This is a genomic window from Fuscibacter oryzae (genome assembly GCF_016765795.1).
GTDB lineage: Bacteria > Pseudomonadota > Alphaproteobacteria > Rhodobacterales > Rhodobacteraceae > Fuscibacter > Fuscibacter oryzae.
On record NZ_JAESVP010000009.1, the window covers coordinates 89,523 to 113,379 of the forward strand.

General features: G+C 64.7%; 23 protein-coding genes and 1 pseudogene. 15 read left to right on the forward strand and 9 right to left on the reverse strand.

Annotated features, from left to right (window positions below; all coding sequences use genetic code 11):
• Nucleotides 1–15 precede the first annotated feature (15 nt).
• The 4 genes and pseudogenes from mutL (at nt 16) to JI744_RS16085 (ending at nt 4,139) form a co-directional block, all read left to right on the forward strand.
• Entirely contained in the window at nt 16–1,842 is a 1,827-nt protein-coding gene (gene mutL / locus JI744_RS16070; protein ID WP_202662162.1) for a DNA mismatch repair endonuclease MutL, read from the forward strand.
• Complete coding sequence (locus JI744_RS16075) at nt 1,839–3,008, forward strand: DNA recombination protein RmuC (protein ID WP_202662163.1); 1,170 nt, start codon at nt 1,839–1,841, stop codon at nt 3,006–3,008. Before mutL ends, JI744_RS16075 begins: the two co-directional genes overlap by 4 nt.
• Nucleotides 3,005–3,514, forward strand: coding sequence for a HutD/Ves family protein (locus JI744_RS16080; RefSeq protein WP_202662164.1), 510 nt, complete (start codon nt 3,005–3,007; stop codon nt 3,512–3,514). The genes JI744_RS16075 and JI744_RS16080 overlap by 4 nt, the downstream gene beginning before the upstream one ends.
• A 145-nt stretch (nt 3,515–3,659) precedes the next feature.
• A pseudogene (locus JI744_RS16085) lies at nt 3,660–4,139 on the forward strand (VOC family protein).
• Between the two features lie 91 nt (nt 4,140–4,230).
• Here JI744_RS16085 and JI744_RS16090 read toward each other — a convergent pair.
• Nucleotides 4,231–5,499, reverse strand: coding sequence for an RsmB/NOP family class I SAM-dependent RNA methyltransferase (locus tag JI744_RS16090; RefSeq protein WP_202662165.1), 1,269 nt, complete (start codon nt 5,497–5,499; stop codon nt 4,231–4,233).
• Nucleotides 5,500–5,540: 41 nt separating this feature from the next.
• On the opposite strand from JI744_RS16090, the gene JI744_RS16095 reads away from it, so the two are divergent.
• Nucleotides 5,541–5,717 carry a DUF1674 domain-containing protein gene (locus JI744_RS16095; protein WP_202662166.1) on the forward strand — a complete coding sequence of 59 codons (177 nt, stop codon included), beginning with the start codon at nt 5,541–5,543 and terminating at the stop codon, nt 5,715–5,717.
• 125 nt (nt 5,718–5,842) lie between these two features.
• Here the strand turns inward: JI744_RS16095 and dapB are convergent, their stop codons facing one another.
• Nucleotides 5,843–6,652 (reverse strand): 4-hydroxy-tetrahydrodipicolinate reductase, encoded by an 810-nt coding sequence (gene dapB, locus JI744_RS16100; RefSeq protein ID WP_202662167.1) that lies wholly within the window; start codon nt 6,650–6,652, stop codon nt 5,843–5,845.
• A 97-nt stretch (nt 6,653–6,749) separates the two neighbouring features.
• Between dapB and rbfA the strand changes: the two genes are divergently transcribed.
• Genes rbfA through truB form a run of 3 tightly spaced genes read left to right on the forward strand, consistent with a single transcriptional unit; the run spans nt 6,750 to nt 8,823 of the window.
• Nucleotides 6,750–7,175, forward strand: coding sequence for a 30S ribosome-binding factor RbfA (gene rbfA / locus JI744_RS16105; protein WP_202662168.1), 426 nt, complete (start codon nt 6,750–6,752; stop codon nt 7,173–7,175).
• The gene (locus JI744_RS16110; RefSeq protein ID WP_202662169.1) at nt 7,162–7,911 is read left to right on the forward strand and encodes a phosphodiester glycosidase family protein; all 750 of its coding nucleotides are present in this window, start codon (nt 7,162–7,164) and stop codon (nt 7,909–7,911) included. Before rbfA ends, JI744_RS16110 begins: the two co-directional genes overlap by 14 nt.
• 3 nt (nt 7,912–7,914) lie before the next feature.
• Nucleotides 7,915–8,823 (forward strand): tRNA pseudouridine(55) synthase TruB, encoded by a 909-nt coding sequence (gene truB, locus JI744_RS16115; RefSeq protein ID WP_202662170.1) that lies wholly within the window; start codon nt 7,915–7,917, stop codon nt 8,821–8,823.
• On the opposite strand, the gene JI744_RS16120 is transcribed toward truB, so the two are convergent.
• The 3 genes from JI744_RS16120 to JI744_RS16130 all read right to left on the reverse strand — a co-directional run bounded on the left by JI744_RS16120 (nt 8,820) and on the right by JI744_RS16130 (nt 12,222).
• Nucleotides 8,820–9,935, reverse strand: coding sequence for a polysaccharide biosynthesis/export family protein (locus tag JI744_RS16120; protein WP_202662171.1), 1,116 nt, complete (start codon nt 9,933–9,935; stop codon nt 8,820–8,822). The two genes, truB and JI744_RS16120, sit on opposite strands and share 4 nt — an antisense overlap.
• An 83-nt stretch (nt 9,936–10,018) precedes the next feature.
• On the reverse strand, nt 10,019–10,630 hold the full coding sequence (locus tag JI744_RS16125) for a DedA family protein (RefSeq protein ID WP_202662172.1): 612 nt from the start codon (nt 10,628–10,630) through the stop codon (nt 10,019–10,021).
• A 53-nt stretch (nt 10,631–10,683) separates the two neighbouring features.
• Entirely contained in the window at nt 10,684–12,222 is a 1,539-nt protein-coding gene (locus JI744_RS16130) for a calcium-binding protein (RefSeq protein WP_202662173.1), read from the reverse strand.
• A gap of 132 nt (nt 12,223–12,354) precedes the next feature.
• Between JI744_RS16130 and JI744_RS16135 the strand changes: the two genes are divergently transcribed.
• From JI744_RS16135 to JI744_RS16145, 3 genes are read left to right on the forward strand one after another with little or no spacing between them, the layout of a single operon-like run.
• Nucleotides 12,355–13,269, forward strand: a complete 915-nt coding sequence (locus JI744_RS16135) for a hypothetical protein (protein ID WP_236019498.1) — start codon at nt 12,355–12,357, stop codon at nt 13,267–13,269.
• Nucleotide 13,270: 1 nt separating this feature from the next.
• Nucleotides 13,271–15,652 (forward strand): hypothetical protein, encoded by a 2,382-nt coding sequence (locus JI744_RS16140; protein ID WP_202662174.1) that lies wholly within the window; start codon nt 13,271–13,273, stop codon nt 15,650–15,652.
• Complete coding sequence (locus JI744_RS16145; RefSeq protein ID WP_202662175.1) at nt 15,646–16,467, forward strand: glycosyltransferase family 2 protein; 822 nt, start codon at nt 15,646–15,648, stop codon at nt 16,465–16,467. Before JI744_RS16140 ends, JI744_RS16145 begins: the two co-directional genes overlap by 7 nt.
• Here JI744_RS16145 and JI744_RS16150 read toward each other — a convergent pair whose 3' ends face one another.
• Nucleotides 16,468–17,256 carry an exodeoxyribonuclease III gene (locus JI744_RS16150; RefSeq protein ID WP_202662176.1) on the reverse strand — a complete coding sequence of 263 codons (789 nt, stop codon included), beginning with the start codon at nt 17,254–17,256 and terminating at the stop codon, nt 16,468–16,470.
• Nucleotides 17,257–17,507: 251 nt separating this feature from the next.
• On the opposite strand from JI744_RS16150, the gene JI744_RS16155 reads away from it, so the two are divergent.
• Complete coding sequence (locus JI744_RS16155) at nt 17,508–18,728, forward strand: MFS transporter (protein ID WP_202662177.1); 1,221 nt, start codon at nt 17,508–17,510, stop codon at nt 18,726–18,728.
• Nucleotides 18,729–18,875: 147 nt separating this feature from the next.
• Here JI744_RS16155 and JI744_RS16160 read toward each other — a convergent pair whose 3' ends face one another.
• Nucleotides 18,876–19,562: a response regulator transcription factor gene (locus JI744_RS16160; RefSeq protein WP_202662178.1), complete on the reverse strand. Its 687-nt coding sequence runs from the start codon at nt 19,560–19,562 to the stop codon at nt 18,876–18,878.
• 164 nt (nt 19,563–19,726) lie between these two features.
• On the opposite strand from JI744_RS16160, the gene ribA reads away from it, so the two are divergent.
• Together ribA and JI744_RS16170 are read left to right on the forward strand one after the other, a co-directional pair.
• Entirely contained in the window at nt 19,727–20,812 is a 1,086-nt protein-coding gene (gene ribA, locus JI744_RS16165; RefSeq protein ID WP_202662179.1) for a GTP cyclohydrolase II, read from the forward strand.
• Nucleotides 20,809–21,306: a L,D-transpeptidase family protein gene (locus JI744_RS16170; protein WP_202662180.1), complete on the forward strand. Its 498-nt coding sequence runs from the start codon at nt 20,809–20,811 to the stop codon at nt 21,304–21,306. Before ribA ends, JI744_RS16170 begins: the two co-directional genes overlap by 4 nt.
• Here the strand turns inward: JI744_RS16170 and JI744_RS16175 are convergent.
• Together JI744_RS16175 and JI744_RS16180 are read right to left on the reverse strand one after the other, a co-directional pair.
• Nucleotides 21,303–21,956: a YggS family pyridoxal phosphate-dependent enzyme gene (locus tag JI744_RS16175; protein WP_202662181.1), complete on the reverse strand. Its 654-nt coding sequence runs from the start codon at nt 21,954–21,956 to the stop codon at nt 21,303–21,305. The two genes, JI744_RS16170 and JI744_RS16175, sit on opposite strands and share 4 nt — an antisense overlap.
• A gap of 94 nt (nt 21,957–22,050) precedes the next feature.
• On the reverse strand, nt 22,051–22,959 hold the full coding sequence (locus tag JI744_RS16180; protein WP_202662182.1) for a porin: 909 nt from the start codon (nt 22,957–22,959) through the stop codon (nt 22,051–22,053).
• Nucleotides 22,960–23,246: 287 nt separating this feature from the next.
• On the opposite strand from JI744_RS16180, the gene JI744_RS16185 reads away from it, so the two are divergent.
• On the forward strand, nt 23,247–23,738 hold the full coding sequence (locus tag JI744_RS16185) for a DUF3576 domain-containing protein (RefSeq protein WP_202662183.1): 492 nt from the start codon (nt 23,247–23,249) through the stop codon (nt 23,736–23,738).
• The last annotated feature ends 119 nt before the right edge of the window (nt 23,739–23,857 follow it).

Sequence of the window (23,857 nt, forward strand, 5' to 3'; positions counted from 1 at the left end):
GCTAAGGATGGTGGCATGACCCTTCATGCCACCCATATCTCGGGAACTGACCGTCCCGTGATCCGTCCGTTGGACGAAGCCGCGATCAACCGCATCGCGGCGGGCGAGGTGGTGGAACGCCCCGCCTCTGCCGTCAAGGAACTGGTGGAAAACGCGCTGGATGCCGGGGCGCGGCGTGTGTCGGTCGATTATTCCGCCGGGGGCAAGGTGCTGATCCGCGTCACCGATGACGGTTGCGGCATGACGGCGGCGGACCTGCCGCTTGCCGTCGCCCGCCATGCCACGTCAAAGATCGACGGCAGCGACCTGTTGAACATCCACAGCTTTGGCTTCCGGGGCGAGGCGCTGGCCTCGCTCGGCTCCGTCGGTCGCCTGACGCTGACCAGCCGCGCCGAAGGGCATGACGCCGCACAGATCACCGTGACGGGCGGGCGTGAAGGCCCGGTGAAACCCGCCGCGTTGAATCGTGGCACCGTGATCGAACTGCGCGACCTGTTCTTTGCCACCCCCGCGCGCCTGAAATTCCTGCGCACCGACCGGGCCGAGGCGGGCGCGATTGCCGAAGTGGTGCGCCGCCTGGCGATGGCCGAACCGATGGTGGGCTTCACCCTGTCTGAAATCGCCGAGGGCGAGGCCCCGCGCCAGATTTTCCGCGCCGACCCGCAATCAGGCGATTTCTTCGACGCCCTGCATGGTCGGCTGACCCAGATGCTGGGCGCCGATTTTACCACCAACGCGCTGAAGATCGATGTTGGGCGCGAGGGCCTGCACCTGTCCGGCTATGCCGCCCTGCCCACCTATTCGCGCGGCTCTTCCGTGCAGCAATTCGTCTTTGTGAATGGCCGCCCGGTGCTGGACCGCATGCTGCTGGGTGCGCTGCGGGTCGCCTATTTCGACTTTCTGTCGCGCGACCGCCACCCCGCCGCCGTGCTGAACCTGACCTGCGACCCCGAACGCGTTGACGTGAACGTCCACCCCGCCAAGGCCGAGGTGCGGTTTCGTGAACCCGAGGCCGTGCGCTCCCTCATCATCACCGGCCTGCGCACCGCGCTTTCCGGTGCCGGTCACCGCGCCAGCACCACGGTGGCCGATGCCACCCTTGCCGCCCTGCGCCCCGAACAACCGCGCATCTATCAAATGGACCGCCCGGCGCAGCAAACCTTCGCCCGCGTCACCCAATGGCAGGCCCCCGAAACCCCGATGCCCGGCTTTGCCGAGGCCCCCGCCGCCCGCTCCGAACCGGCCCCCGTTGCCGACACCAGCAGCCCCTTGGGGGCCGCCCGCGCGCAGGTGCATGAGAATTACATCATCGCCCAGACCGCCACCGGCATGGTCATCGTCGATCAGCACGCCGCCCATGAACGCCTGGTCTATGAGCGTCTGAAACGCCAGATGGCGGAAACCGGCATCACCGCGCAGGCCCTTCTGATCCCTGAAATCGTTGAGCTTTCCTCACCCGATGCTGCCCTGCTGCTGACCCATGCCGATGCGCTGCACCGCCTTGGCCTGACCATCGAACCCTTTGGCGGCAGTGCCGTGGCCGTGCGTGAAACCCCTGCCATCCTTGGCACAATCCCCGCCGCCGCCCTGCTGCGCGATGTGCTGGATGAACTGGCCGACCTTGGCCGCAGCGACCTGCTGCAAGCGAAGATCGAGGCGATCCTGTCGCGCATGGCCTGCCACGGCTCCATCCGCTCGGGCCGCCAGATGCGCCCCGAAGAGATGAACGCCCTTCTGCGAGAGATGGAAGCCACCCCCCATTCCGGCCAGTGCAACCATGGCCGCCCCACCTATGTGGAACTGAAACTCCACGATATTGAACGGCTTTTCGGACGCAGATGATCACCCTTTTCGGCCAAAGCTATGCCTGGAACTCACCCGAGGTGCTGATCCTTGGGGGGGCGGCGCTTGTCCTCCTTATCTTCCTGTTCCTGATCCTGCGCACCGCCACCCGCGGCGCGCAATCGACCGCGCCACTGCTCCGAGAAATGGGCTGGCTGTCGCAGCGCGTGCAGGGTCTGTCTGACGGGCAGGAACGCCTTGCGGGTGGCCTGCACCACGTTGGCGAAAATCAGGCGGTCAGCCAGACCGCCATGCTGCAACTGATGGAAACCCGGCTGACCGAAGTCCAGCGCCAGATGAATGAGGCGCTGCACGGCACCGCCACCCGCACCGCCCGCAGTCTGGGCGATCTGCATCAGCGGCTGGAAACCATCGACAAGGCGCAGGCCAATATTGAAAAGCTTTCGGGCAATGTGTTGTCTTTGCAGGATATTCTGTCGAACAAGCAGACGCGCGGCGCGTTCGGCGAAATCCAGTTGAATGACATCGTGCAAAAGGCCCTGCCCGCCGATGCCTATACGATGCAGGCCACCCTATCGAACGGGCGGCGGGCCGATTGCCTGATCCACCTGCCCAACCCGCCCGGGCCCATCGTGATCGACGCCAAATTCCCGCTGGAGGCCTATGAGGCGATCCGCCGCGCCGATACCCCCCGCATGGCGCAAGAGGCCGCCACCCTGATGCGCGGTGCCGTCCGCGCCCATATCCGCGCGATTTCGGAAAAATACATCCTCGAAGGCGAAACCGCCGATGGCGCGCTGATGTTCCTGCCGTCCGAGGCGGTCTATGCCGAACTGCACGCCAACTTCCCCGAACTGGTGCGCGAAGGCTTTACGGCGCGGGTCTGGATCGTCTCGCCCACCACCTGCATGGCCACGCTGAACACCATGCGCGCCGTGCTGAAAGACGCGCGGATGCGCGAACAGGCAGGCGCAATCCGCAAGGAACTGGCCGCGCTTTACACCGATGTAACCCGCTTGACCGAGCGTGTCGGTAACCTGGATCGCCACTTTGGTCAGGCCGCCAAAGACTTGGAAGAAATCAAGATTTCCTCTGACAAGGCCAGCCGCCGCGCCCGCCGTCTGGATAATTTCGACTTCGAGGAACTGGCTCCGGAAACCGCGCCCCAGATCGGCCCTACCCCCAGCCCTCAGGCCGCAGAATGATCCGCCACCTCACCGCCGCCGATTTCCGCCCGATGCCCTGGGCCAATGGCAAGGGCGTCACCATTGAGCTTGCCCGCGCCGAGGGGCCAACCGGCCTGCTCTGGCGTCTGTCCCGCGCCAGCGTCATCGAAAACGGCCCCTTCTCGATCTTTCCAGGGATCGAGCGCAATCTGACCATCCTCACCGGCCCCGGCTTTGACCTGACGGGCGAGGGCATCGCCCTGCAAGCCCGCCCCTTTGCCCCCGTCGCCTTTCCCGGCGACGTGCCAGTCACCGCCACGGGCGTCACCGCCCCGTCGGATGATTTCAACGTGATGACAGCGCGTAACCTGCCGCGCCCGCAGGTTCAGGTTATCACCACCGCCCAAACCCTGACGCCGCCCGCAAACACCCTGCTGGCGGTTTACGCGGCCCGTGCCAACAGTCTTACACTGACCGACGAACCCCTGCCCGTTGCCCCGCAGGAACCCCTGTTGGCCGTGCTGTTGCACCTGCCCAACGGCTGAAACCAACCGATCCCGGCCCACGGACGCCCACGCCATTTGCGCGAATCCCGCCTTGGGACCAAGATCACTCCATCGCAGCACCAGCCCCTTTTGGGGGAAGGCAGGGGAACCACCGCTCCCCCCCAAACACGAAAGGCAAACCCCGATGACCGCCGCAAAAAACACAATCTGCATCTGGTATGACAAAGACGCCGAGGCTGCGGCCCGCTTTTATGCCGACACCTTCCCCGACAGCGCCGTCACCGGTGTCTTCCGCGCTCCGACCGATTACCCTTCGGGCAAGGCGGGCGATGTGTTGACGGTAGAGTTCATGGTCTGCGGCGTGCCCTGCATCGGTCTGAACGGTGGACCCGTCTTCAAACAGTCCGAGGCGTTCTCGTTTCAGATTGCCACCGACGATCAGGAAGAAACCGACCGTTACTGGAATGCCATCATCGGCAATGGCGGCCAAGCCAGCGCCTGCGGCTGGTGTAAGGACAGATGGGGCCTGAACTGACAGATCACCCCCCGCACCCTGACCGAGGCGATGGCCGCCGGCGGAGAAGAGGCCAAGCGCGCCTTTGCCGCGATGATGACGATGACCAAGATCGACGTTGTGGCCATCAACGCCGCCAGACGTGGTTAATTTCACCCCACAGGGCGCGTGCATCGCACGCAAGCTGAAAAATCAGATTTCATCAGACATCAAAGAATCGCCAAGGCTTTCACGCGCGAAATTACGCGCCCGCCACCTCAAGGCAGACCATGAAGAATCCATCCATCCCGCCGCGGTCGGCCCAATAATCCGGCCGCAGCCGCAGCCCGCCCTCTGCCGTCACCCAGCCCGGCTCGATCCCGGCCAGATCAGGCTGCCGCAACCGCAGACCCGGATGCCGTGCAAGGGCAGAGACCAACTGCCCCTCGCCCTCCTCTGGCAGCAGAGAGCAGGTGACATAAACCAGCCGCCCCCCCGGCTTCAGCCAACCCAAGGCGCGGTCCAGCAGCCGGGCCTGCAAATCAACCAGCCCGGCAACCTCTGACCCATCCTTCACAAAGGGCAGATCAGGGTGCCGCCGGATCGTCCCGGTTGCCGAACAGGGCGCATCCAGCAGAATCGCGTCAAACGGGGCGTCGGGCGCCCATTCCAGCCCATCCGCCACCACTACCTGTGCCACCAGCCCGGTGCGGGCCAGATTTTCCCGCAACCGCGCCAGCCGCGCCTCGGAAATATCCAGCGCCACCACCTTTGCCCCGGCAGCGGCCAGTTGCAGCGTCTTGCCACCCGGTGCCGCGCACAGATCCAACACGCGCAAGCCCGCCACATCGCCCAGCAAGGGCACCGCCAGCGCGGCGGCGGCATCCTGCACCCACCAACCGCCCTCGGCATAGCCGGGCAGCGCCGAAACCTGCCCCGCCTCGGCCAGCCGCAGGCTGCCGGTCGGCAGGGCCAGCCCCTCGGGCGCGGCAAATCCTGCGCGCAAGGTCAGATCGACCGGCGGCGGCGCGGCCTGCACCGCCTCGATCGCTGCCACCGCCTCGCGGCCCCAGGCATGAACCAGCGGTTGGCGCAGCCAGCGCGGCATCTTCTGCACCGGGCCAGGCAATGGCCCCGCCGCGACCTGACGCAACACCGCGTTGATCAGCCCGGCCTGATGCTGGGTCTTTTTTCCTGCCCGGGCCAACCCGACGCAGGCATTCACAACCCCATGCGGGGCGGCTCCGCCAGCCAGTTCCACCGCCGCCAGCCGCAGGATATTCAGCGTGGTCAGGGGTGGTGCCTTGCGCATGAACTGGCCCAGCATCCGATCTATCGGTTCGACCGACCGCAGAACGGCCAGCGCCAGCCGCTGCGCCCGCGCCCGCTCTGGCCCCGACAGGGCGGCCAAGGGCCCCTCCTCGCCGGTCATTTGCGCCAGCATCGCGCCATCGCCAAGCACACCGTCCAGCACGGCAACCGTTGCCGCGCGGGTCGAATCTTTTCGGGGGTCAGACTTGCCGTGTTCCATGATCCGCGCCTATATCCGCTTGTCCGCCAAAGGAACAGTCCATGACCGACCAACGCCCCGATCTGCCCCCCGCAGCCCAGCGCGCGCTGGCCGAGGCGGAAGAGCGCCGCAAGGCCGCCAAGGCCGACCCTCTGCCCAAGGAATGGGGTGGCCGCGATGGCCCAGAACCTGTTCGCTATGGCGATTGGGAGAAAAAAGGCCTCGCCATCGACTTTTGATACCGCCGCGGGGGTTTTACACCCCCGCACCCCCGCAGAGTATTTCGAAAGGTGCAATGGCAGGGCGCAGCCTTCTATTTGCACCTTTTCAAATACTCCGGGGTGCGGGGCAGCGCCCCGCCGGCTTACAGCCCCAGAACATCCATCATGTCATAGCGACCGGGCTTTTGTCCCTGCCCCCACAGCGCCGCCCGCAGCGCGCCACGGGCAAAGATGCCCCGGTCGGTCGCGACATGGCGCAGGATGATCCGCTCTCCATCCCCGGCGAACAGCACGTCATGTTCGCCCACGATGTCCCCCCCCCGGATCGCGCTGAAGCCAATCGTCCCGCGTTCCCGCGCCCCGGTGATGCCGTCGCGGCCCGAAACGCGCGCCTCTTGCAGCGATACACCCCGTCCTTCGGCGGCGGCCTGACCCAGCATCAGGGCGGTGCCCGAGGGCGCATCAACCTTCATGCGGTGATGCGCCTCGATCACCTCGACATCCCAGTCGGCATCCAGCGCCTGCGCCACCTTGCGGGTCAGACCAACCAGCAGGTTGATGCCAAGGCCCATGTTCCCGGCCTGCACCACCACGGCATGGCGGGCGGCGGCGTCGATTCTGGCGTGGTGTTCTGCCTCCAGCCCGGTGGTGCCGATCACATGCACCGCACGCGCCTGGGCTGCCAGCGCGGCAAACTCTGCCGTGGCGGCGGGGGCGGTAAAGTCGATCACCGCCTGCGCCTTGGCAAAAGCCTCCAGCGGGTCATCGGTGACGGTCACGCCCAGTGCCGCGCCGCCCATCGCCTGCCCCACATCCAGCCCCACCCAAGGGTTGCCCGCGCGCTCCACACAGCCAACCAGTCGCGCCTTTCCCGAGGCCAGCACTGTCTTGACCAGCATCTGGCCCATCCGGCCAGAGGCCCCCGTGATCACGATTCCCGGCAGTTCAGACATGGCGCACTCCTACATCTTGCCACGGGTTTAGCGGCATTCGCACAGGCCCGGAAGCCCGCCGTTGCGGGCCGAGCCAAAACAGCTTATCTGCGCTCTTATGGGTAAAAAGACTTTCCACACGGGCGAAGGCCCGTCGCAGCGACAGCTTCGGGTCGGCGAATTGATTCGCCGCACCCTGTCGGACATCCTGAACCGGGGTGACATTCACGACCCCGAGCTGAACCGCATGTCGATCACTGTCGGCGAAGTGCGCTGTTCGCCCGACCTCAAGGTGGCGACGGCCTATGTCATGCCGCTGATGGGGTCGGTGCCGGTCACCGATGCCATTGCCGCCCTTGCCCGCAACAAGGCAGAGCTGCGCCACCGCATCGGCGCGGGCATGACGCTGAAATACACCCCCGACCTGCGGTTTCGCCCCGACGAAACCTTTGACCGGCTGGATGAGACGCGGCGGCTGTTTGCCGACCCTTCGGTGCAGCGTGACCTTGCCGGGGACGAGCCTGCGGAAGATGACAGCGAATAGGCTGGTCGCCCTTTTTCTGGCTATCTTGCCCGTACCGGCGGTGGCCCTGACTTGCACGACCGACAGCTTTGACGGCGCGGCCTTTACCGCCTGCACAGTCACACCCGCCGATGACCTGCGGCTGTATCTGGATGGCCCTTCGGGCATTTACGGCAATTTCGCCTCGCTTGCGACCGATCTGGATGATCAGGGGCTGCTGCTGGAATTCGCCATGAATGCCGGCATGTATGACAAGGCGCAGGCACCGATTGGCCTGTTCGTGGCAGAGGGCAAGCAGCGCTTTCCCATCGTCACCGAGGACGGGCCGGGCAATTTCGGAATGCTGCCCAACGGAGTTTTTTGCGCAGGCGGCACGCGCCCCTTTGCCGTGCCGTTTGCCGTGATCGAAACGCGCCGCTTTGCCGCCCGCCCGCCTGCCTGCAATCTGGCCACGCAATCAGGGCCGATGCTGGTGCTCGATGGCAAATTGCACCCAAGGTTCATTCCAGAGTCGGATTCGCTGAACTATCGCAACGGCGTGGGGGTCAGCGCCGACGGGCAGCGGGCAATCTTTGTCATATCGGACGATCAGGTGAACTTTGACACCTTTGGCCGCTATTTCCGGGACCGGCTGGGGGTGGATCAAGCGCTTTACCTTGACGGCTCGATCTCTCGGCTATACGCGCCCGCGATCGGACGGAACGACTTTGGCTGGCCCCTGGGGCCGATCATCGCGGTTGTCCGACCCAAGGAGTAAGTGATGGCACGCGTGAAAAAGGGCCGCCCGGTCTCGGGCTGGCTGGTGGTGGATAAGCCTGCGGGCGTGACCTCGACCGCGGTGGTAAACAAGGTCAAATGGGCGCTGTCGGCGCAAAAGGCGGGCCATGCCGGCACGCTGGACCCTGCGGCAACCGGCGTTCTGGCCGTGGCTTTGGGCGAAGCCACCAAGACCGTGCCCTACATCACCGATGCGCTGAAATGCTATCGCTTCGTGGTGACCTTTGGTGCGGCAACCACCACCGATGATGCCGAGGGCGCGGTGGTGGAAACCAGCGCCCTGCGCCCGACGGATGAGGAAATTGCCGCCGCGCTGCCCGCCTTTCGCGGTGACATCCTGCAAGTGCCGCCGCAGTTTTCCGCCGTGAAGGTCGAAGGCGAGCGCGCCTATGATCTTGCCCGCGAAGGGGTGGAAATGGATCTGGTCGCCCGCCCGCTGTGGGTCGAGCGGCTGAAGGTTCTGGCCCGCCACGACGCCGATCATGTCGAGCTGGAAATGGTCTGCGGCAAGGGCGGCTATGTCCGGTCCATCGCGCGCGATCTGGGCCGGGCGCTGGGGTGTCTGGGCCATGTGCAATGGCTGCGCCGCGAATGGTCTGGCCCGTTTCAGGCCAAGGACGGCCTGAGCATGGAAGAGATTGAGCGGATGGCCAAAACCGACGAGCTGGACAGCCATGTCCGGCCGCTGGAACTTGGGCTGGCCGATCTGCCGCAGGTGCCCGCCACGCCCGAAGGCGCGGTGCGGCTGAAGAACGGCAACCCCGGCATGGTGATTTCGTCCACCGCTCAATATGGTGATGAGGCTTGGGCCAGCTATCAGGGCAAGCCCGTAGCCGTAGGCATCTACAAGGCCGGCGAATTGCACCCCAGCCGGGTGTTCAACCTGAATTAGCCCTCGATCCGGCTGGCCAGCACGGCGGTGGCATTGAAGACGCCAAGGATACCCGCCGTGGCAGGCAGCGGCGATTCGGTGACCAGCACCACATCGTCAGCGTGAACATGGAACGAGCGCGCGGCAAACAGCCCCTCTCCTGTGGACAGATCGAAGGCAAAGATCACCTCGCGCCGGTTCGGGCCGCTGCCATCGTGACGCAGCGCCTTGTCACCATACTTACGCAAGATCAGAACGCCCGCCGGGTCGGCCCGCGCCTCTGACAGACCGGCGGCAAGGGACAGCGTCTCCAGCAGGGTATGGCTTTGCTTTTCAAAGAAAACCGTCCGCTCCACCCCGGCCGCGCCCAGAACGACGATGCTGCGTGGATCTTCCTCGACCACCACCCGGTCGCCGCCACGCATCAGAATGTCGCGGGACGGGTCGCGGTACAGATCCTTGGCCAGCGCGGCATAGGCCACTCCGCCGCGTTGCAGCCGCACGACCGGATTGCGCAGGCCGGGCGGAATGCCGCCCCCTTCGGCCAGGAGACTGAGGATGGTGACCCCCCTGGCGGCAACCGGATAGCGACCGGGCCGCTGCACACCGGCAACCAGATCAAGCATGTTCTGCTCCCCACCCGCGACGGCAAGCTGAACCTGCGCCGACGGGGCAATGACGCTGAGTTTCTGCTGAATCTGCGCGCGGGCGTCTTCGGGGTTCAGCCCCGCCACCTTGATGGTTTCGACATAGGGCACGAAAACGCTGCCGTCAGGGGCAACGGTCAGCTCTGTCAGTTGTGCGGCGCGCTGTTCCACCGTGGTCAGCAGCGAATTTTCCTGCGGGTCCCAGATGGTGACATGCAGCACATCGCCGGGCCGGATGGCGCGCGCGACCTGCGCCTGCGCCTTGCCGGGCCAGCCAAAGCCGACCCCGGTGCCCGTAGCAGGCCAGCTTTCGACGGCGGCCAGATTGGCTTGCCCGACGCGGATCACCTGATAGATGGCTTCGGCCTTATGCGCGGCAGCGTCACCGATCACCTGACGTTTCAGCGCCGCACCCCGAGGCGCCGCACAACCGCCGATCACCGACAGGGCCAGAAGGACCCCCAGAATGCGACCTGCCCGTTTCACTGCCCGCCCTCGTTTTTGTTAACATATTGGCGACGTTGCGCTGTTGTCAGTGCTTTTCCCGTTAGCGGAAGGGGCGTCGCGATTCAACCATCACGCGATTGAGCCTGCAAGATTGCCACCCGCCTGCGGTGGGCAAGCCACAGCCCCACAGCGAAGACCAGAACCGCAAGCAGAGTGGCAGAGCCATATGACAGCCACGCGGCCACCTGTTCATGTGCGCGCCCGAACAGATACCCCACCACGAACAGCACCAGCGTTTTCGGGATCGAGGCGAGCGTGTTGAGCAGAATGAACCGCCCCAGCCCGACCCGCGCCACCCCGGCCGCAATCAGCACGGCAAAGCCCGCCGCATGGGTCAGCTTGCCCAAAACCAGCAGGCGCACATCATTCTGGCGTATCGCGCGGACCAGAGGCACCATCCGCTCTCGGGGCACGCGCAGGCGCGGCCCGATCAGGGGCAGACGGTCCAGCCGAAACCCGCGCCCCGCCGCATAAAGCAGGCAATCGCCCACCACATCGGCCACCACCAGACAGATCACGGCAGGCAGCGCCGACAACAGGCCCAGCGTTGCCAGCCAGCCCGCGATGATGGTAACCACCGGCCCTTCGATCACGCCAAGGGGGGCCAGAACCCACAGGCCATGGGTGGCGATCTGATGAATAACCTCGGCCCCGGTCGTCATGCTGTCCTGCATCGCTGTCTTCTGCGTTGCGACCTAGGATGCCACGGCAGCGGGGGCAACCACCCCTACGGCACAAGATCGTAAAGCTGGCTGCCCAGTTGCAGCCAGATCGCATCCTGCCCCCCGCCATCGACCAGCGCCCAGATGATCTGGCCGGTGGGTTTATAGATCACAAAGGCCTCGGCCACATCTGATGCCCCAGCCGAAACGCCGTTCGCATCCGTGGTATAGGCATAGTTGACCTGAAACTGATCGGACCGCGCGCCCGGTTGGCCAAACAGCAGCCGGTCGCCATCGGCGCCCGAATAATCCTGTATCCAGTCCGACCCATGATCAGGGATGCCAAGGTGATAAAAGCGGTCCGCCCCCGCACCGCCATTCAGCCGGTCATTGCCGAACCCGCCATTGATCCAGTCATTGCCGTCATTGCCAAAGATCACATCTGCACCGGGGCCGCCCGACAGCACATCATTGCCTTCATTGCCGATCAGCGTGTCAGCCCCCGGCCCGCCATCCACCGTGTCATTGCCCAGACCGCCCGACTGCGAGTCATTGCCGCCGCCGCCGTAAAGCTGGTCATTGCCCGCGCCGCCATAGATCACGTCGCGCAGATCGCCCTCATCCGGGCCACCATAAAGGGCATCATCCCCTTCACCGCCATCCAGCGTATCGCCGCCAAGGCCACCATAAAGCGTGTCATTCCCGGCCTCGCCGCGCAGTACATCATTGCCGTCATCGCCCCAAAGCATGTCATGGCCCGTACCGCCCAAAAGGCTGTCATTGCCAATGGCGCCGTGCAACTGGTCATCACCGTCCTCGCCCAGAACCGTATCGTTGCCCGCATCGGCGTGAACCGTGTCATTGCCAGCCAACGCGTTGATCTGGTCGGCAAAGGGGTTACCTTGCAACAGGTCGTGGCCCTCGGTTCCCACGCTGCCAAGACCGGGCTGCAAAACCCCGCCGCGCATCCGCCAGACCCAAAAGCCTGTAAGGCCGGTGTTGCCCGCCACCTCATCCAGCAACGCCAAATCGCCGCCCGGCATCAGCGTGACCGGCGCACCCCCAATGGTGAACAGCATCGCCCTTGCCCCCGCATCATCCGGGGCGGTGCCGATTGTCCAACTGACCAGTTCATAACGGAACACGATGTCAAAATCGCCGCCGCCCCGGTCATAAAGCTGCATCTGCACCCGGTTGGGCGCGGTAGTATCGCGGCGATAAACACCCACCATATCCCAGGTGACGGTCAGGCAATCATTCGCCTGATCCAGATCGACATGAATCTGGCCGCTTTCCACCCCCTCACCCCGCAGGCGGGTATCAACATCGCCCCAATAGGGCGCAAACAGGTTGGCATTGGGCTGGGCATTCGCCGTGGTGGGATAGGCTGTAAAGGCCGCCCCCAGCGACACGGTGCCATTGGTGTTCACCCAGATGTCGGTGGCAGCGATCGGTTGGCCGAAATAGTTCAGGCCCGCCTCGAATATCGCCGAGGCGTCAAGGTGCAGCGCGGTATCGTCGCCCCGGTCAACCGCGACCTCGCCATAGCCGGCGATGCCACCAAGGCTGGTCACGGCGGTTCCGGTGCCAGTGATCGTGCCCATGGCCGGCCTTTCCCAATCTGGCCGATCTTGCGCCAATCGGGTTGAGCAATGCTGAATCGCCGCCAAAATATTAGCGGGCCTCTGGTGTGGGGCGGGTTGGCTTCCCAAATCGGGCGCAACAGGGGGCGCGAGATGCGGCGACGGCAGGTTCTGGCGGGAATGGGTGTGGCGGTGGCGGGTGGGCTGACGGGGATGGCCGCATTGCGGCCCGCCCCTGTGCCTGCGCTGCCCCGGTTGCCGCCACCCCGCGGCACGCTTGCCACCTATCATCTGGGCCACAGTCTGGTTGGCCGCGATATGCCCGCCATGCTGGCCCAACTGGCCGGGCACGACCATGCCAGCCAGTTGGGCTGGGGTGCCTCTCTGGCGCAGCACCGAACAGGTGACGTTCCGGGTTTTGCCGCCGAAAACACCCATCCGGCGCACCGCCCGGTGGCAGAGGCAATGGCCTCTGGCCGCTATGACGCGCTGGTCGTGACCGAGATGGTCGAGCTGCGCGACGCCCTGCGCTGGCACGACAGTGCCGTGCATCTGGCGCATTGGGCGGCGCGGGCGCGGGCTGGCAACCCGTCGATACGGGTGTTCCTGTATGAAACCTGGCACAGGCTGGACGATCCGGTCGGTTGGCTGAACCGGATCGACGGCGACATGCAGACTTTGTGGCTGGATCGGCTGCTTTATCCGGCATCGCAAGAGGCTGGGCCGATCTATCTCATTCCGGGCGGACAGGTTATGGCTGCCGCCGCCCGCGCGGCGGAGGCAGGCCTTTTGCCCGGCCTGACCGATCGGCGGCAGTTTTTCGCAACCGGGCCGGATGGCCGCCCCGATACGATCCATTTCAACGATCTTGGCGCCTGGCTGATGGCCCTGACCCATTATGCCGTGATGTACCAGCGCCCGCCCGTTGGCCTGCCGCATCGGCTGGCCCGTGCCGATGACAGTCCGGCACATTCGGTGCCCGAGGCAGCCGCCAAGGTGCTGCAACAGGTGGTCTGGCAGGTCGTGACCCGCTATCCTGCGACCGGCATGGTGGCAGCGGTCGGATGATATGAGTGTGCTAGGTCTTCTGTTTCAGGTTCTTTTCATCGGCCACAGCCTTGTCGGCCCCAACCTGCCCGATCTGGTCGAGGCTGCGCTGGACCAGCTCTCCGGCCCCACTGTAGTCGAGGCGCAGGTGATCAACGGCGCCTCGCTGGCCTATAACTGGGATCATGCACAAGGGGCCGAGGGCGTAGACAGCCGGGCGCGGCTGGCACGCGGCGGGGTGGATGTGCTGGTCCTGACCGAAGCCCAGCCGGTTGCCGTGCAGACTGGCAGCGCCGAACAAGTAGAACGCTTTGCCACGCTGGCGCAGCAATCAAACCCCGATGTCCGGGTGTTCCTGTATGAAACCTGGCCCAGCCTTGCCAGCGGCCCCGGCATGGTGATTCCGGGCGATCCGGGAGCCGCAACACCATGGGCCACCCGCGTTGCCGACGAACTGCCCCTGTGGGAGGCGATTGCCGCCAAGGCCAGCGCCAAAGGCGTGTCCGTGACGCTTATCCCCGCCGGGCAGGCAATGCTGGCCCTGTCGCAGGCGATGGCAGCGGGCAAGGTGCCGGGCCTGACCAATCTGCGGCAGGTGTTCACCGATGATACCCACCCCGATGGCAAGGGGCTTTATTTTCTTGCCATGGTGCAAGCGGCTGCAATCTCTGGAAAATCTCCAGAGGGTCTGCCCGCACGGCTGACACGCAACTGGCTGTCGCGCGACGCGGTGATCACCGACGCACAGGCCCGCGCCTTTCAGGCCGTCGCGTGGGAAGCGGTCTCTTCCTATCAGCCGAAGGTGACCACCGCTGCGGCCCCGCCAGCCAAGCTGACCGGCATCACCAACCCCAATCTGGCCTTGGGGCTGGCCGGAGTGAATGACTGGACGGTGCAACAGCCCTTTCTCGACATCATGAAGACCGCCCGCCCTTGGGTGGGCCATCTGCCCGGCCAATGGGGCGGGTGGAGCCATGACGACCTTGCCGCCAAGGGCTATCTGGATGCCAATGGCTGGCCCAAGGCTTTGCCGTCAGAGGTGACCGGGATCACAACCCTGATCCTGACCGACCTGCCCGATACGGCGGGCGGTGTGGCAGGGCGCTATGTGCTGACATGGCAGGGCGACGGCACGCTGAAGGTAGATGGCCGCGCCCGGATTGCCAGCGCCACGCCCGGGCGCATTCTGTTCGACTATTCCCCCGGCGAAGGCGCGGTTCTGCTGACCATTACGGCCACCGAACCTGCAAACCCCATTCGCAACATCCGCGTGGTGCGCGAAGACCGCGAGGGGCTGCTGGCGGCAGGCCAGATTTTCAACCCCGATTGGCTGGCCCGCATTCGCGGCGCGAAAATGGTACGGTTCATGGACTGGGGGCTGACCAATGACAGCGTGGTCACCACCCCGGCCACCCGCGCGCATGTGGGTGATTACACTTGGGCGCGCGTCGGCGTGCCGCCCGAAATCATGGTGGCGCTGGCCAATGAGATTGGAGCGGATGCCTGGTTCAACATTCCGCATATGGCCGATGATGCCTTGGTCTCCGAATGGGCCAACATAGCGCAAAAGGGGCTAAAGCCCGGACTGCGGGCCTGGGTGGAATATTCGAACGAGGTCTGGAACTGGCAATTCGCCCAAGCCAAATGGGCCGAGGAACAGGGCAAGGCGCGCTGGGGGCAAGATCAGGCCTGGGTGCAGTTCTATGTCCTGCGCGCCGGGCAGGTGGCCGATATCTGGGCCGGCGTTTTCAAAGCCGATCCGGCGCGGCTGGTGCGGGTGGTGTCGGTACAGACCGGCTGGCTGGGGTTGGAAGACCAGATCCTGAACGCGCCGCTGGTGATAGCCGAAGGCGGCAAGCCGCCCGCCAGCCATTTTGATGCCTATGCGGTGACGGGCTATTTCTCGGCCATGCTGGGCGCGGATGGCAAGGTTGCAACGGTGCGCGACTGGCTGGCCCAATCGCGTGCGGCAGACCCGGCGCACCCCTATGCCATGGCCAATACCCTTGCCGCGCAAGAATTGCGCGACGGCTCGGTGACGGGCGATCCGACCGATACCTTGCAGACCCTGCTGCACGAAACCCTGCCCTATCATGCCGGGGTGGCAAAAAAGGCAGGCCTGCGGTTGGTGATGTATGAGGGCGGCACCCATGTGGTGGGGTTTGGCGGGCAGGTTGATGACGCCGAACTGACCGCCTTTTTCACCCAATTGAACTATTCCCCCGAAATGGCGATCCTTTATGGCGACCTGCTGTCCGGCTGGGCCAAGCTGACCGACGCGCCGTTCAACGCCTTTGTCGATGTGCTGAAAGCCGACAAATGGGGCAGTTGGGGGGCCCTGCGGCATCTCACCGATGACAATCCGCGCTGGCAGGCGATTGCGGGGGGGTGCGGCAAATGCTGAGCGTGATCATCCCCGCCTCGAACGAGGAAGGCTATATCGCCGATTGCCTGACCGCCCTGTTCGCCAGCACCCCGGTGCCCGGCGGGGCTGAGGCGGTGGTGGTGGCCAATGGCTGCCGCGATGCCACGGCCGACCGTGCCCGCGCGATGGCAGCGGCGGCAAAGGCGGCGGGCTGGGGGCTGGTGGTGCTGGATTTGCCGCAAGGCGGCAAGCCCAACGCGCTGAACCACGGCGACCGCGCGGCGCAAGGGCCGATGCGCGCCTATCTGGACGCCGATGTGCTGGTTTCCCCCGCACTAATGGCGCAGATCGTGCAGGCGCTTGGCGCGGATGCGCCGCGCTATGTCACGGGCACAGCGCGCATTCCCCGGGCGAAAAGTGCGATAACCCGCGCCTATGCCCGGCTGTGGCAGCGCCTGCCCTTTGCCCGGTCACCCGCGCCGGGCTATGGCCTGTTCGCGGTGAATCCGGCGGGGCGCGCGCGCTGGGGCGATTTCCCGGCGATCATCTCGGACGATACATTCGTGCGGCTGCAATTCCTGCCGGGCGAGCGGGTGCAAGTGCCCGCCCCCTATGATTGGCCGATGATTGAGGGCTTTGCCGCCCTGACCCGCGTGCGCCGCCGTCAGGATGCGGGCGTGGCCGAAATTGACCGGCTGTATCCCGGCCTGCTGGCGTGCGAGGCCAAGGCCACCTTGGGCCTTGGTGGCGTGGCATGGCTCGCGATCAGCGACCCCGTGGGCTTTGCCACCTATGCCGCCGTATCGCTGGCAGTGAAATTGCGGCGGGGCAGCGGCTGGACGCGCGGGCGCTGATTACAGATCAAAGGTTGCGAACACCGGGGCATGGTCGCTCGGCTGGTCCCAGCCGCGCACGTCGCGCAGGATACGGCTGCCATGGGCAGCGCTGGAGATATCGGGCGTGGCCCAGATGTGATCCAGCCGACGGCCTTTGTCGGCGCTGTCCCAATCGGGGCTGCGATAGGACCACCAACTATAAAGCAGCCCCTGCGGGATGTCTTGCCGCGTCACATCAACCCAGTCGCCCGCCTGCTGCGCATCGGCCAGATGCTGCACCTCGATGGGCGTATGGCTGACGATCTTCAGCAAGGCCTTGTGGTTCCACACGTCATCCTCTCGCGGCGCGATGTTCAGATCGCCCACCAGAATCGACCGTTCCGGCCGGTCGGCGCGGAAGGCATCCCGCATGTCTGTCAGAAAATCCAGCTTCTGGCCGAACTTCACATTCTCGGCGCGGTCGGGAATATCGCCCCCGGCGGGCACATAGCAATTGTGGATCACCACCCCGTTTTCCAGCCGCGCCGCCACATGCCGGGCGTGGCCCAGCTTGGCATAATCGCGGTCACCCGCATCGGTGATGGGCAGTTTGGACAGGATCGCCACGCCGTTATAACCCTTTTGGCCCCGCGCAACCATGTGGCTGTAGCCAAGAGCGCGGAACTGATCGAGGGGAATATTCTCGACCGGGCTTTTGCATTCCTGAAGGCAAAGAATGTCGGGCGCATGTTCCGTCATCAGCTTTACCACCAGCGCCTCGCGCAGGCGGACCGAGTTGATGTTCCAGGTTGCAAGGGTGAAAGGCATGGCACGCTCCGCTGCTGACAGCGGCCAAGCTAGTGCGCGTAAGCTGAACCCTCAAGCCAAAGAAAGGCCCGGTCCAAAGAGTGGCCGGGCCAAGTCCAACAGGGAGGTAATAACTGTATACCCCAGAATGCCGATTCTTCGAAGAAGCCCGCAAGGAAGCGGCAAATTCCTCAAGAAACCATGGCAAATTCATCACAACCAAGGATTGCACCGGCTTGACGCCCTCCAAGGCGCGCCGCAGGATCGCGGCTATGACCCGCCCACGGCTGTTTGCCAACCGCAATTTTCGCCTGTTGTTCGCGGCCTCGGCCTTTACCAATCTGGGCGATGGATGTCTGGCGGTGGCCCTGCCGTGGTTTGCCACACAGCTGACCAGTGACCCCTTGCTGATCGGGGCGGTGGCTGCGGCACGGCAACTGCCTTGGCTGATCCTGTCCCTGCCGGCGGGCGTGATCACCGACAGGTTTGACCGCAAAAACCTGATCCTGACCTGCGATGCGCTGCGGCTGGGTCTTGCGGGGGCGCTGGTCTTGCTGGCCACGGCCCCGGTGGGCGGGGCCGCAGCGGTCTGGGCACTGACAGCGCTGACCTTTGCCTTGGGTGCGGCCGAGGTGTTGCGCGACAATACCGCGCAAAGTTTCCTGCCTGCCGTGGTGCCGCAAGACCGGCTGGAGGATGCCAATGGCCTGTTGTGGAGCGTGGAGCAGGTTGCGGGCCAGTTTGCCGGGCCACCACTCGCCGGCCTGCTGATCGGCGTTGCGCTGGCCCTGCCCTTTGGGGTGGAGGCGGCGATGCTGGCCGCCGCCATCGGGCTGGTGCTGCGGATGGACCTGCCACCCACGCCCCGCGCCGCGCCGCAACCCTTTGGCCCGGCGCTGAAAGAGGGGCTGCTGTTCTTGTGGCGGCACCAGACGCTGCGGCGCACGGCGCTGGCGTTGGGGGCCTTCAACTTTATCGGGTCGATGTTCTGGGCGCTGGTGGTGCTTTATGCCCAGACGGTGCTGGGGTTAAGCGCGGCAGGATACGGTGCGATGCTGGCCGTGGTGGCAGGCGGCGGGCTGATTGGTAGCCTGTTCGGCCCCGCGATCCTGCGGCGCACCGGGCCGACCGCAGGGTTGCTGGCGGGGCTTGGCGGCTTTGGGCTGGCGGCGGCGCTGCTGGCAACCACACAGAATGTTGTGACCGCCGGGGCCGCCCTCACGCTGGAGGCATTTACCGCAATGCTGTGGAACATTGCCACCGTCAGCTATCGCCAGCGCCATATTCCGGCACCGCTGCTGGGCCGGGTCAATGCGGCCTACCGCTTTTGCGGCACCGGGCCGTCGGCCTTTGGCTCGGTTGCGGGGGGATTGGTCGTGACTTTGGGCGCGCCATTCGGGCCGGTTGCGGCGCTGCAACTGCCCTATGCGATCTGCCTGGGCGGCGCGGCGCTGATCCTGATTTTCGTGACGCTGTTCCTGCGGCTTGACTGAAAAAAGAGGCCGGGCAATGCCCGGCCAGGTCCAACAGGGAGGAACCGCATCATAACCCCGACGCGGACAGGGGAAATCATACACGTTGGATAGCCGTGAATTCTGGCAACAAGATGACCTGGATCGCCGCCTTTGTTGCCGAAAACGTCACGCTACCAACTTGTATCCGCCATTCTCGGTGACCAGCAGCCGCGCATTCGAGGGATCGGATTCAATCTTTTGCCGCAGGCGGTAGATATGGGTTTCCAGCGTGTGGGTCGTCACCCCGGCGTTATACCCCCAGACTTCGTGCAGCAGCACGTCGCGGGCCACCACGCCCGCTTGGGCGCGGTACAGAAACTTGAGGATATTGGTTTCCTTTTCGGTCAACCGTACCTTCTTGTCCTTGGCGCCGATCAGCATTTTCTGCGCCGGCTTGAAGGTATAGGGCCCAAGCTGAAACACTGCATCTTCAGATTGTTCGTGCTGCCGCAGTTGCGCACGGATGCGCGCCAAAAGGACCGGAAACTTGAACGGCTTGGTCACATAATCATTGGCGCCGCTGTCCAGACCCAGGATCGCATCGGCGTCGGTGTCATGGCCGGTCAGCATCAGGATCGGGCATTTCACCCCGGCCTTGCGCATCCGGCGGCACAGTTCGCGCCCGTCGGTATCGGGCAACCCGACATCCAGGATCACCAGATCGTAAAGGCCCGCCTTGGTTTTCTCCATGCCCTCGGCACCGGTACGGGCCTCGAACACGTCGAAATCTTCGGTCATGACAAGCTGTTCGGACAGCGCCTCGCGCAGATCATCATCGTCATCGACCAGCAAGATTTTCCGCAAAGTAGCCATTGGGGCCTCCTTCCTCACGGGCGGTCACGCCGCCTTGTGGACGATCTGAGCGCAGACTGCGGCTGCGGCAAGATATGCTACAATACTCTCACGCGGACGTGTCGGCTGGCGGGGAAATGTTTCAATTCCCTTGCGACCTGCCTATGTAGAGGCAGGAGATTGCGATGACCCTTGCGCCCAACCAGACCGAAAAACTTGGCCGCGCCCGTGGCGACCTGCGCCTTGGCCTGCCCATCGTGCTGGCGGGCGAAGGGCGAACCCTACTGGCAGCGGCAGTGGAAACGCTGGGGGCAGACCGGCTGGCGGCGATGCGCGCGCTGGGGCAACCGGAACTGGCGCTGACCGCGCGTCGGGCAGAGACGTTGAAAACCCCGGCCTATGATGACGATCTGGCGCGGCTGATCGTGCCGCAGGGCGCAGGGCTGGACTGGCTGAACGCGGTGGCAGACCCGGCCGATGATTTGCGCGTACCGATGAAGGGGCCGTTTGCAGCACTTCGTCAGGGCAGCGCCGCCCTGCACCGCGCAGCGCTTCAACTGGCGAAATCGGCGCAACTGTTGCCCGCCGCCGTGCTGGTCGAGGTGGCCGACGGCATGGCCTTTGCCGTCGCGCAGGGCCTGACCTTTCTGGCGCTGACCGATTGCAGCGATCTGTTCCGCCTTGCGCCCTTGGAAGAGGTGGTTTCTGCCCGATTGCCCATGGTGGCCAGCCAGGCCGGGCGCGTGCATATCTTTCGCCCCGATGATGGCGGGGCGGAACACTATGCCATCGAGATCGGTCGCCCCGACCGCGACCACCCGGTGCTGGCGCGATTGCATTCGGCCTGTTTCACCGGCGACGTGCTGGGCAGCCTGAAATGCGATTGCGGCCCCCAATTGCACGCGGCACTTGCCCAAATGGGCAGCGAAGGCGCGGGCGTGCTGTTGTATCTGAACCAGGAAGGGCGCGGGATTGGCCTTGCCAACAAGATGCGCGCCTATTCCTTGCAGGATCAGGGGTTTGACACGGTAGAGGCCAACCACCGGCTGGGGTTTGAGGATGACGAGCGCGATTTTCGCATCGGGGCCGAGATCCTGCGCGGCATGGGTTTTGGCACGGTGCGGCTGCTGACCAACAACCCGCGCAAGATGGCGATGATGGAAAGCTGCGGCATCCGGGTGGCAGAGCGGGTCGCGCTGAAAGTGGGGAAAACGCCGCAGAACGCCGCCTATCTGGCGACCAAGGCGGCCAAATCGGGCCATCTGCTGTGACGCCCGCCGATCTGATTCTGACGCCGATGGGGGTGCGGTTCATGGGGCGCATGCTGCCCTGTTCGGTCGGGCGCGGCGGCATTGTTCCGGCGGGGGCCAAGCGCGAGGGCGATGGCGGCACGCCGACCGGCAGCCATGGAATCGTCGGGATGCTGTATCGCCCCGACCGGATGGCGCGGCCTGCACCCTGGGCGGTGCAGATCGGGCCGGGCGATCTGTGGTCGGATGATCCGGCCGATCCGGACTATAACCATATGGTCAGCGCGCCCTATGCCCCCTCGCATGAACGGTTGCGGCGGGCCGATCCGCTGTATGATCTGGTACTGATCACCGACTGGAACTGGCCAGATGCCGTGCCGGGGCGCGGATCGGCGATTTTCCTGCACCGCTGGCGCAGGCCCGGCTATCCGACAGCGGGCTGCGTAGCCTTTGCGCCCGAAGATTTGCTGTGGATTGCAAAGCGGCTGACGCCGGGGGCGCGGCTGATCGTCTAGGCGTAGGTTCTGGCTCCGAAGATGGCGCTGCCGACCCGGATATGGGTGGCACCATGGGCAATCGCAGCCTCAAAATCGCTGCTCATCCCCATCGACAGGCCCGAAAGGCCGTTGCGCGCCGCGATCTGGGCCAGCATGGCAAAATGGGGTGCCGGGTCTTCGGCTTCGGGGGGAATGCACATCAGGCCCTGCAACGGCAGGTCCATGGTGCGGACCGTGGCGATGAAATCATCGACCGTTTCGGGCAAAATGCCCGCCTTTTGCGGCTCTGCCCCGGTATTGACCTGAACAAAAACGGCGGGGGATTTCCCACGCTCTTGCGCCAGACGAGCCAACTTTTCGGCCAGCGACGGGCGGTCCACGGTGTGGATCGCATCAAACAGTTCTACCGCCGCCTTGGCCTTGTTGGTTTGCAGGGGGCCGATCATATGCACGGCCACCGGGCCAAACTCTGCCCGGAAGGCGGGCCATTTGGCTTGTGCCTCTTGCACATAATTCTCGCCGAACAGGCGGTGACCGGCGGCCAGAACGGCGTGAACCCGGTCTTGCGGCTGCACCTTGGAGACCGCGATCAGATGAACCGACCCTTCGGCGCGGCCAAGCTGCTGACAGGTTTCGTGGATGCGGGCAGTGATTTCGGCATAGGACATGGGGCACCTCTTGGCCGGCAGATGGCCACAGCCCGCCATAAAAGAAAAGAGCGGGCCGAAGCCCGCTCTGTCCTTAAACTTGATCCGGGTAGGATCAGAAGTTGAAGCGCACACCAACGTCAGCAACGGTGTCGTTGCCGTTGTCCTGGATCGAGCCGGTCAGCTTGGCGCCGCCCAGATCGTAGTCAGCACCGATACCGATGACGGTCGAGTCATAGGCGTCGGACTGGCCAACATAGCCCTTCAGGGTCACAGCATCCATCTTGTACGAACCGTACAGAACGATGGTCTGGCCCAGAGCGTCGGTGCCTTCGTCGATGTAGTTCAGACCGACGGTTGCAACGTCGCTGATGTTGTAGGCGCCGCCGATGAACCAAGCGTCATTGTCGGCAATGCCGGCACCGTTCTGAACCGCAGCAGCCGACACGGTGAACTGGTCGGTCGAGTACGACAGAGCGATCGAGGTTTCAGCGTCCGAAGCAACACCGGTGTGGTAGTGTTCGTCATCGATGTACGACGCCTGGGCGGTGAAGCCCGACATGCTGTACGAAGCGTACACGCCGGCGCGGCCCGAGTGGTAGGAGCCGGTCGAGAACGAGTAGAACGACGTTTGCGAGTCGCCGAACGACGAGTCGGTCAGGCCGATTTCCGAATCATAGATCAGAGCAGCCGAGTCGAACGCGGTGTTGACGTTGCCAACTTCGACGCGCAGGCCTTCGTACTCAACGTACAGCAGAGCCGGGCTGATCGAGGTGTTGCCGTCGGTGTAGGAGTCGTAGCCACCACCGGTGTTCTGCAGGCGGATACGACCACCGAAGGTCACGCCAGCGTCGGTTTCGGTGGTTGCGTCGATGTTGAAGCGCAGACGGGTGTGCAGGAAGGAGTTGTCGCCATCATACACCAGACCGAAGCGGCCATAGCCCGAGATCTTCACACCGGTTTCAGCGTCCGCGACGGTCGCAAAAGCGGCCAGCATCGTGGAGGCGAGCAGAATCTTTTTCATTTCGTTTTCCCTCGTTGTATCAAAGGTGCCCAATTCAGGGGAATCCGAATTGGGGATGCACCTTGTTTCCCGCTTACGACCCGGCATTGCAATGGAAAGCGGCAGGCATGGCGGGAAGATCGGAGCCGATGGTGCAGCTTTGCCACAGTGCCCCCAGACGGGGAACCCGTGGCGGGGAGCATAAGGGCAGGCAGCGCGGGCAGGCCCTTCCTTATATACGGGAAAAACCTTGTCGCATCCCGGTGGGTCAGTTACAGAGCAGGAAAACCGGATAGGGGCAGGCCTTCATGTCTATCGGACGCTTCACGCGCGGTCTTATCAGTGGCGCCTTGATTCTGGCGCTGGCAGCCTGTTCAGGCGGCGGCAAGGGCTGGTTCGGGGACAAGGCCGCCAAAACCCGCGAAGACCGCGAAATGGCAGGCACAGGTATGGGGACGTCGTTGCGCGGCCTGCTGAACGGCGGAGCGAACCCGAACACCACGGTCGAGGTGAACAAGTATATCTGGAACGCCTCGCTGGATGTGCTGAGCTTCTTGCCCATCGAATCGGTTGATCCGTTCACCGGCGTGATCGTGACAGGATATGGTGCCCCTCCCGGCGGCGGCCGGGCCTATCGCGCCACGATTTATGTGCAAGACCCCGCACTGGACGCCCGCAGCCTGCGCATCGCGATGCAGACCAAGGGCGGCGGCGCGGTTGCCCCCGAGACGGTGCGCGCGGTCGAGGATGCGATTCTGACCCGCGCCCGCCAATTGCGCGTGCAGGACGGTAAGCTCTGATCTGGCGCAGGCCGGGGGCCAGCCCCCGGGCCCCCGGGATATTTATGCCAGTATGAAAGCGGAATGGGCCGCTCTGGACCTTCGGGGGCAGGGCGGTGTATGCCACGGGCGATCAGGAA

What these genes read in the sequence shown, in the direction of transcription:
- JI744_RS16175 (WP_202662181.1), bottom strand. Translation starts at nt 21,956, where the DNA reads ATGTCCTATGCCGAAATCACTGCCCGCATCCACGAAACCTGTCAGCAG.
- JI744_RS16140 (WP_202662174.1), top strand. Translation starts at nt 13,271, where the DNA reads ATGAGTGTGCTAGGTCTTCTGTTTCAGGTTCTTTTCATCGGCCACAGC.
- JI744_RS16110 (WP_202662169.1), top strand. Translation starts at nt 7,162, where the DNA reads ATGACAGCGAATAGGCTGGTCGCCCTTTTTCTGGCTATCTTGCCCGTA.
- rbfA (WP_202662168.1), top strand. Translation starts at nt 6,750, where the DNA reads ATGGGTAAAAAGACTTTCCACACGGGCGAAGGCCCGTCGCAGCGACAG.
- ribA (WP_202662179.1), top strand. Translation starts at nt 19,727, where the DNA reads ATGACCCTTGCGCCCAACCAGACCGAAAAACTTGGCCGCGCCCGTGGC.
- JI744_RS16150 (WP_202662176.1), bottom strand. Translation starts at nt 17,256, where the DNA reads ATGCCTTTCACCCTTGCAACCTGGAACATCAACTCGGTCCGCCTGCGC.
- JI744_RS16135 (WP_236019498.1), top strand. Translation starts at nt 12,355, where the DNA reads ATGCGGCGACGGCAGGTTCTGGCGGGAATGGGTGTGGCGGTGGCGGGT.
- mutL (WP_202662162.1), top strand. Translation starts at nt 16, where the DNA reads ATGACCCTTCATGCCACCCATATCTCGGGAACTGACCGTCCCGTGATC.
- JI744_RS16185 (WP_202662183.1), top strand. Translation starts at nt 23,247, where the DNA reads ATGTCTATCGGACGCTTCACGCGCGGTCTTATCAGTGGCGCCTTGATT.
- JI744_RS16095 (WP_202662166.1), top strand. Translation starts at nt 5,541, where the DNA reads ATGACCGACCAACGCCCCGATCTGCCCCCCGCAGCCCAGCGCGCGCTG.
- JI744_RS16155 (WP_202662177.1), top strand. Translation starts at nt 17,508, where the DNA reads ATGACCCGCCCACGGCTGTTTGCCAACCGCAATTTTCGCCTGTTGTTC.
- JI744_RS16125 (WP_202662172.1), bottom strand. Translation starts at nt 10,630, where the DNA reads ATGCAGGACAGCATGACGACCGGGGCCGAGGTTATTCATCAGATCGCC.
- truB (WP_202662170.1), top strand. Translation starts at nt 7,915, where the DNA reads ATGGCACGCGTGAAAAAGGGCCGCCCGGTCTCGGGCTGGCTGGTGGTG.
- JI744_RS16080 (WP_202662164.1), top strand. Translation starts at nt 3,005, where the DNA reads ATGATCCGCCACCTCACCGCCGCCGATTTCCGCCCGATGCCCTGGGCC.
- JI744_RS16180 (WP_202662182.1), bottom strand. Translation starts at nt 22,959, where the DNA reads ATGAAAAAGATTCTGCTCGCCTCCACGATGCTGGCCGCTTTTGCGACC.
- JI744_RS16130 (WP_202662173.1), bottom strand. Translation starts at nt 12,222, where the DNA reads ATGGGCACGATCACTGGCACCGGAACCGCCGTGACCAGCCTTGGTGGC.
- JI744_RS16145 (WP_202662175.1), top strand. Translation starts at nt 15,646, where the DNA reads ATGCTGAGCGTGATCATCCCCGCCTCGAACGAGGAAGGCTATATCGCC.
- JI744_RS16160 (WP_202662178.1), bottom strand. Translation starts at nt 19,562, where the DNA reads ATGGCTACTTTGCGGAAAATCTTGCTGGTCGATGACGATGATGATCTG.
- dapB (WP_202662167.1), bottom strand. Translation starts at nt 6,652, where the DNA reads ATGTCTGAACTGCCGGGAATCGTGATCACGGGGGCCTCTGGCCGGATG.
- JI744_RS16075 (WP_202662163.1), top strand. Translation starts at nt 1,839, where the DNA reads ATGATCACCCTTTTCGGCCAAAGCTATGCCTGGAACTCACCCGAGGTG.
- JI744_RS16090 (WP_202662165.1), bottom strand. Translation starts at nt 5,499, where the DNA reads ATGGAACACGGCAAGTCTGACCCCCGAAAAGATTCGACCCGCGCGGCA.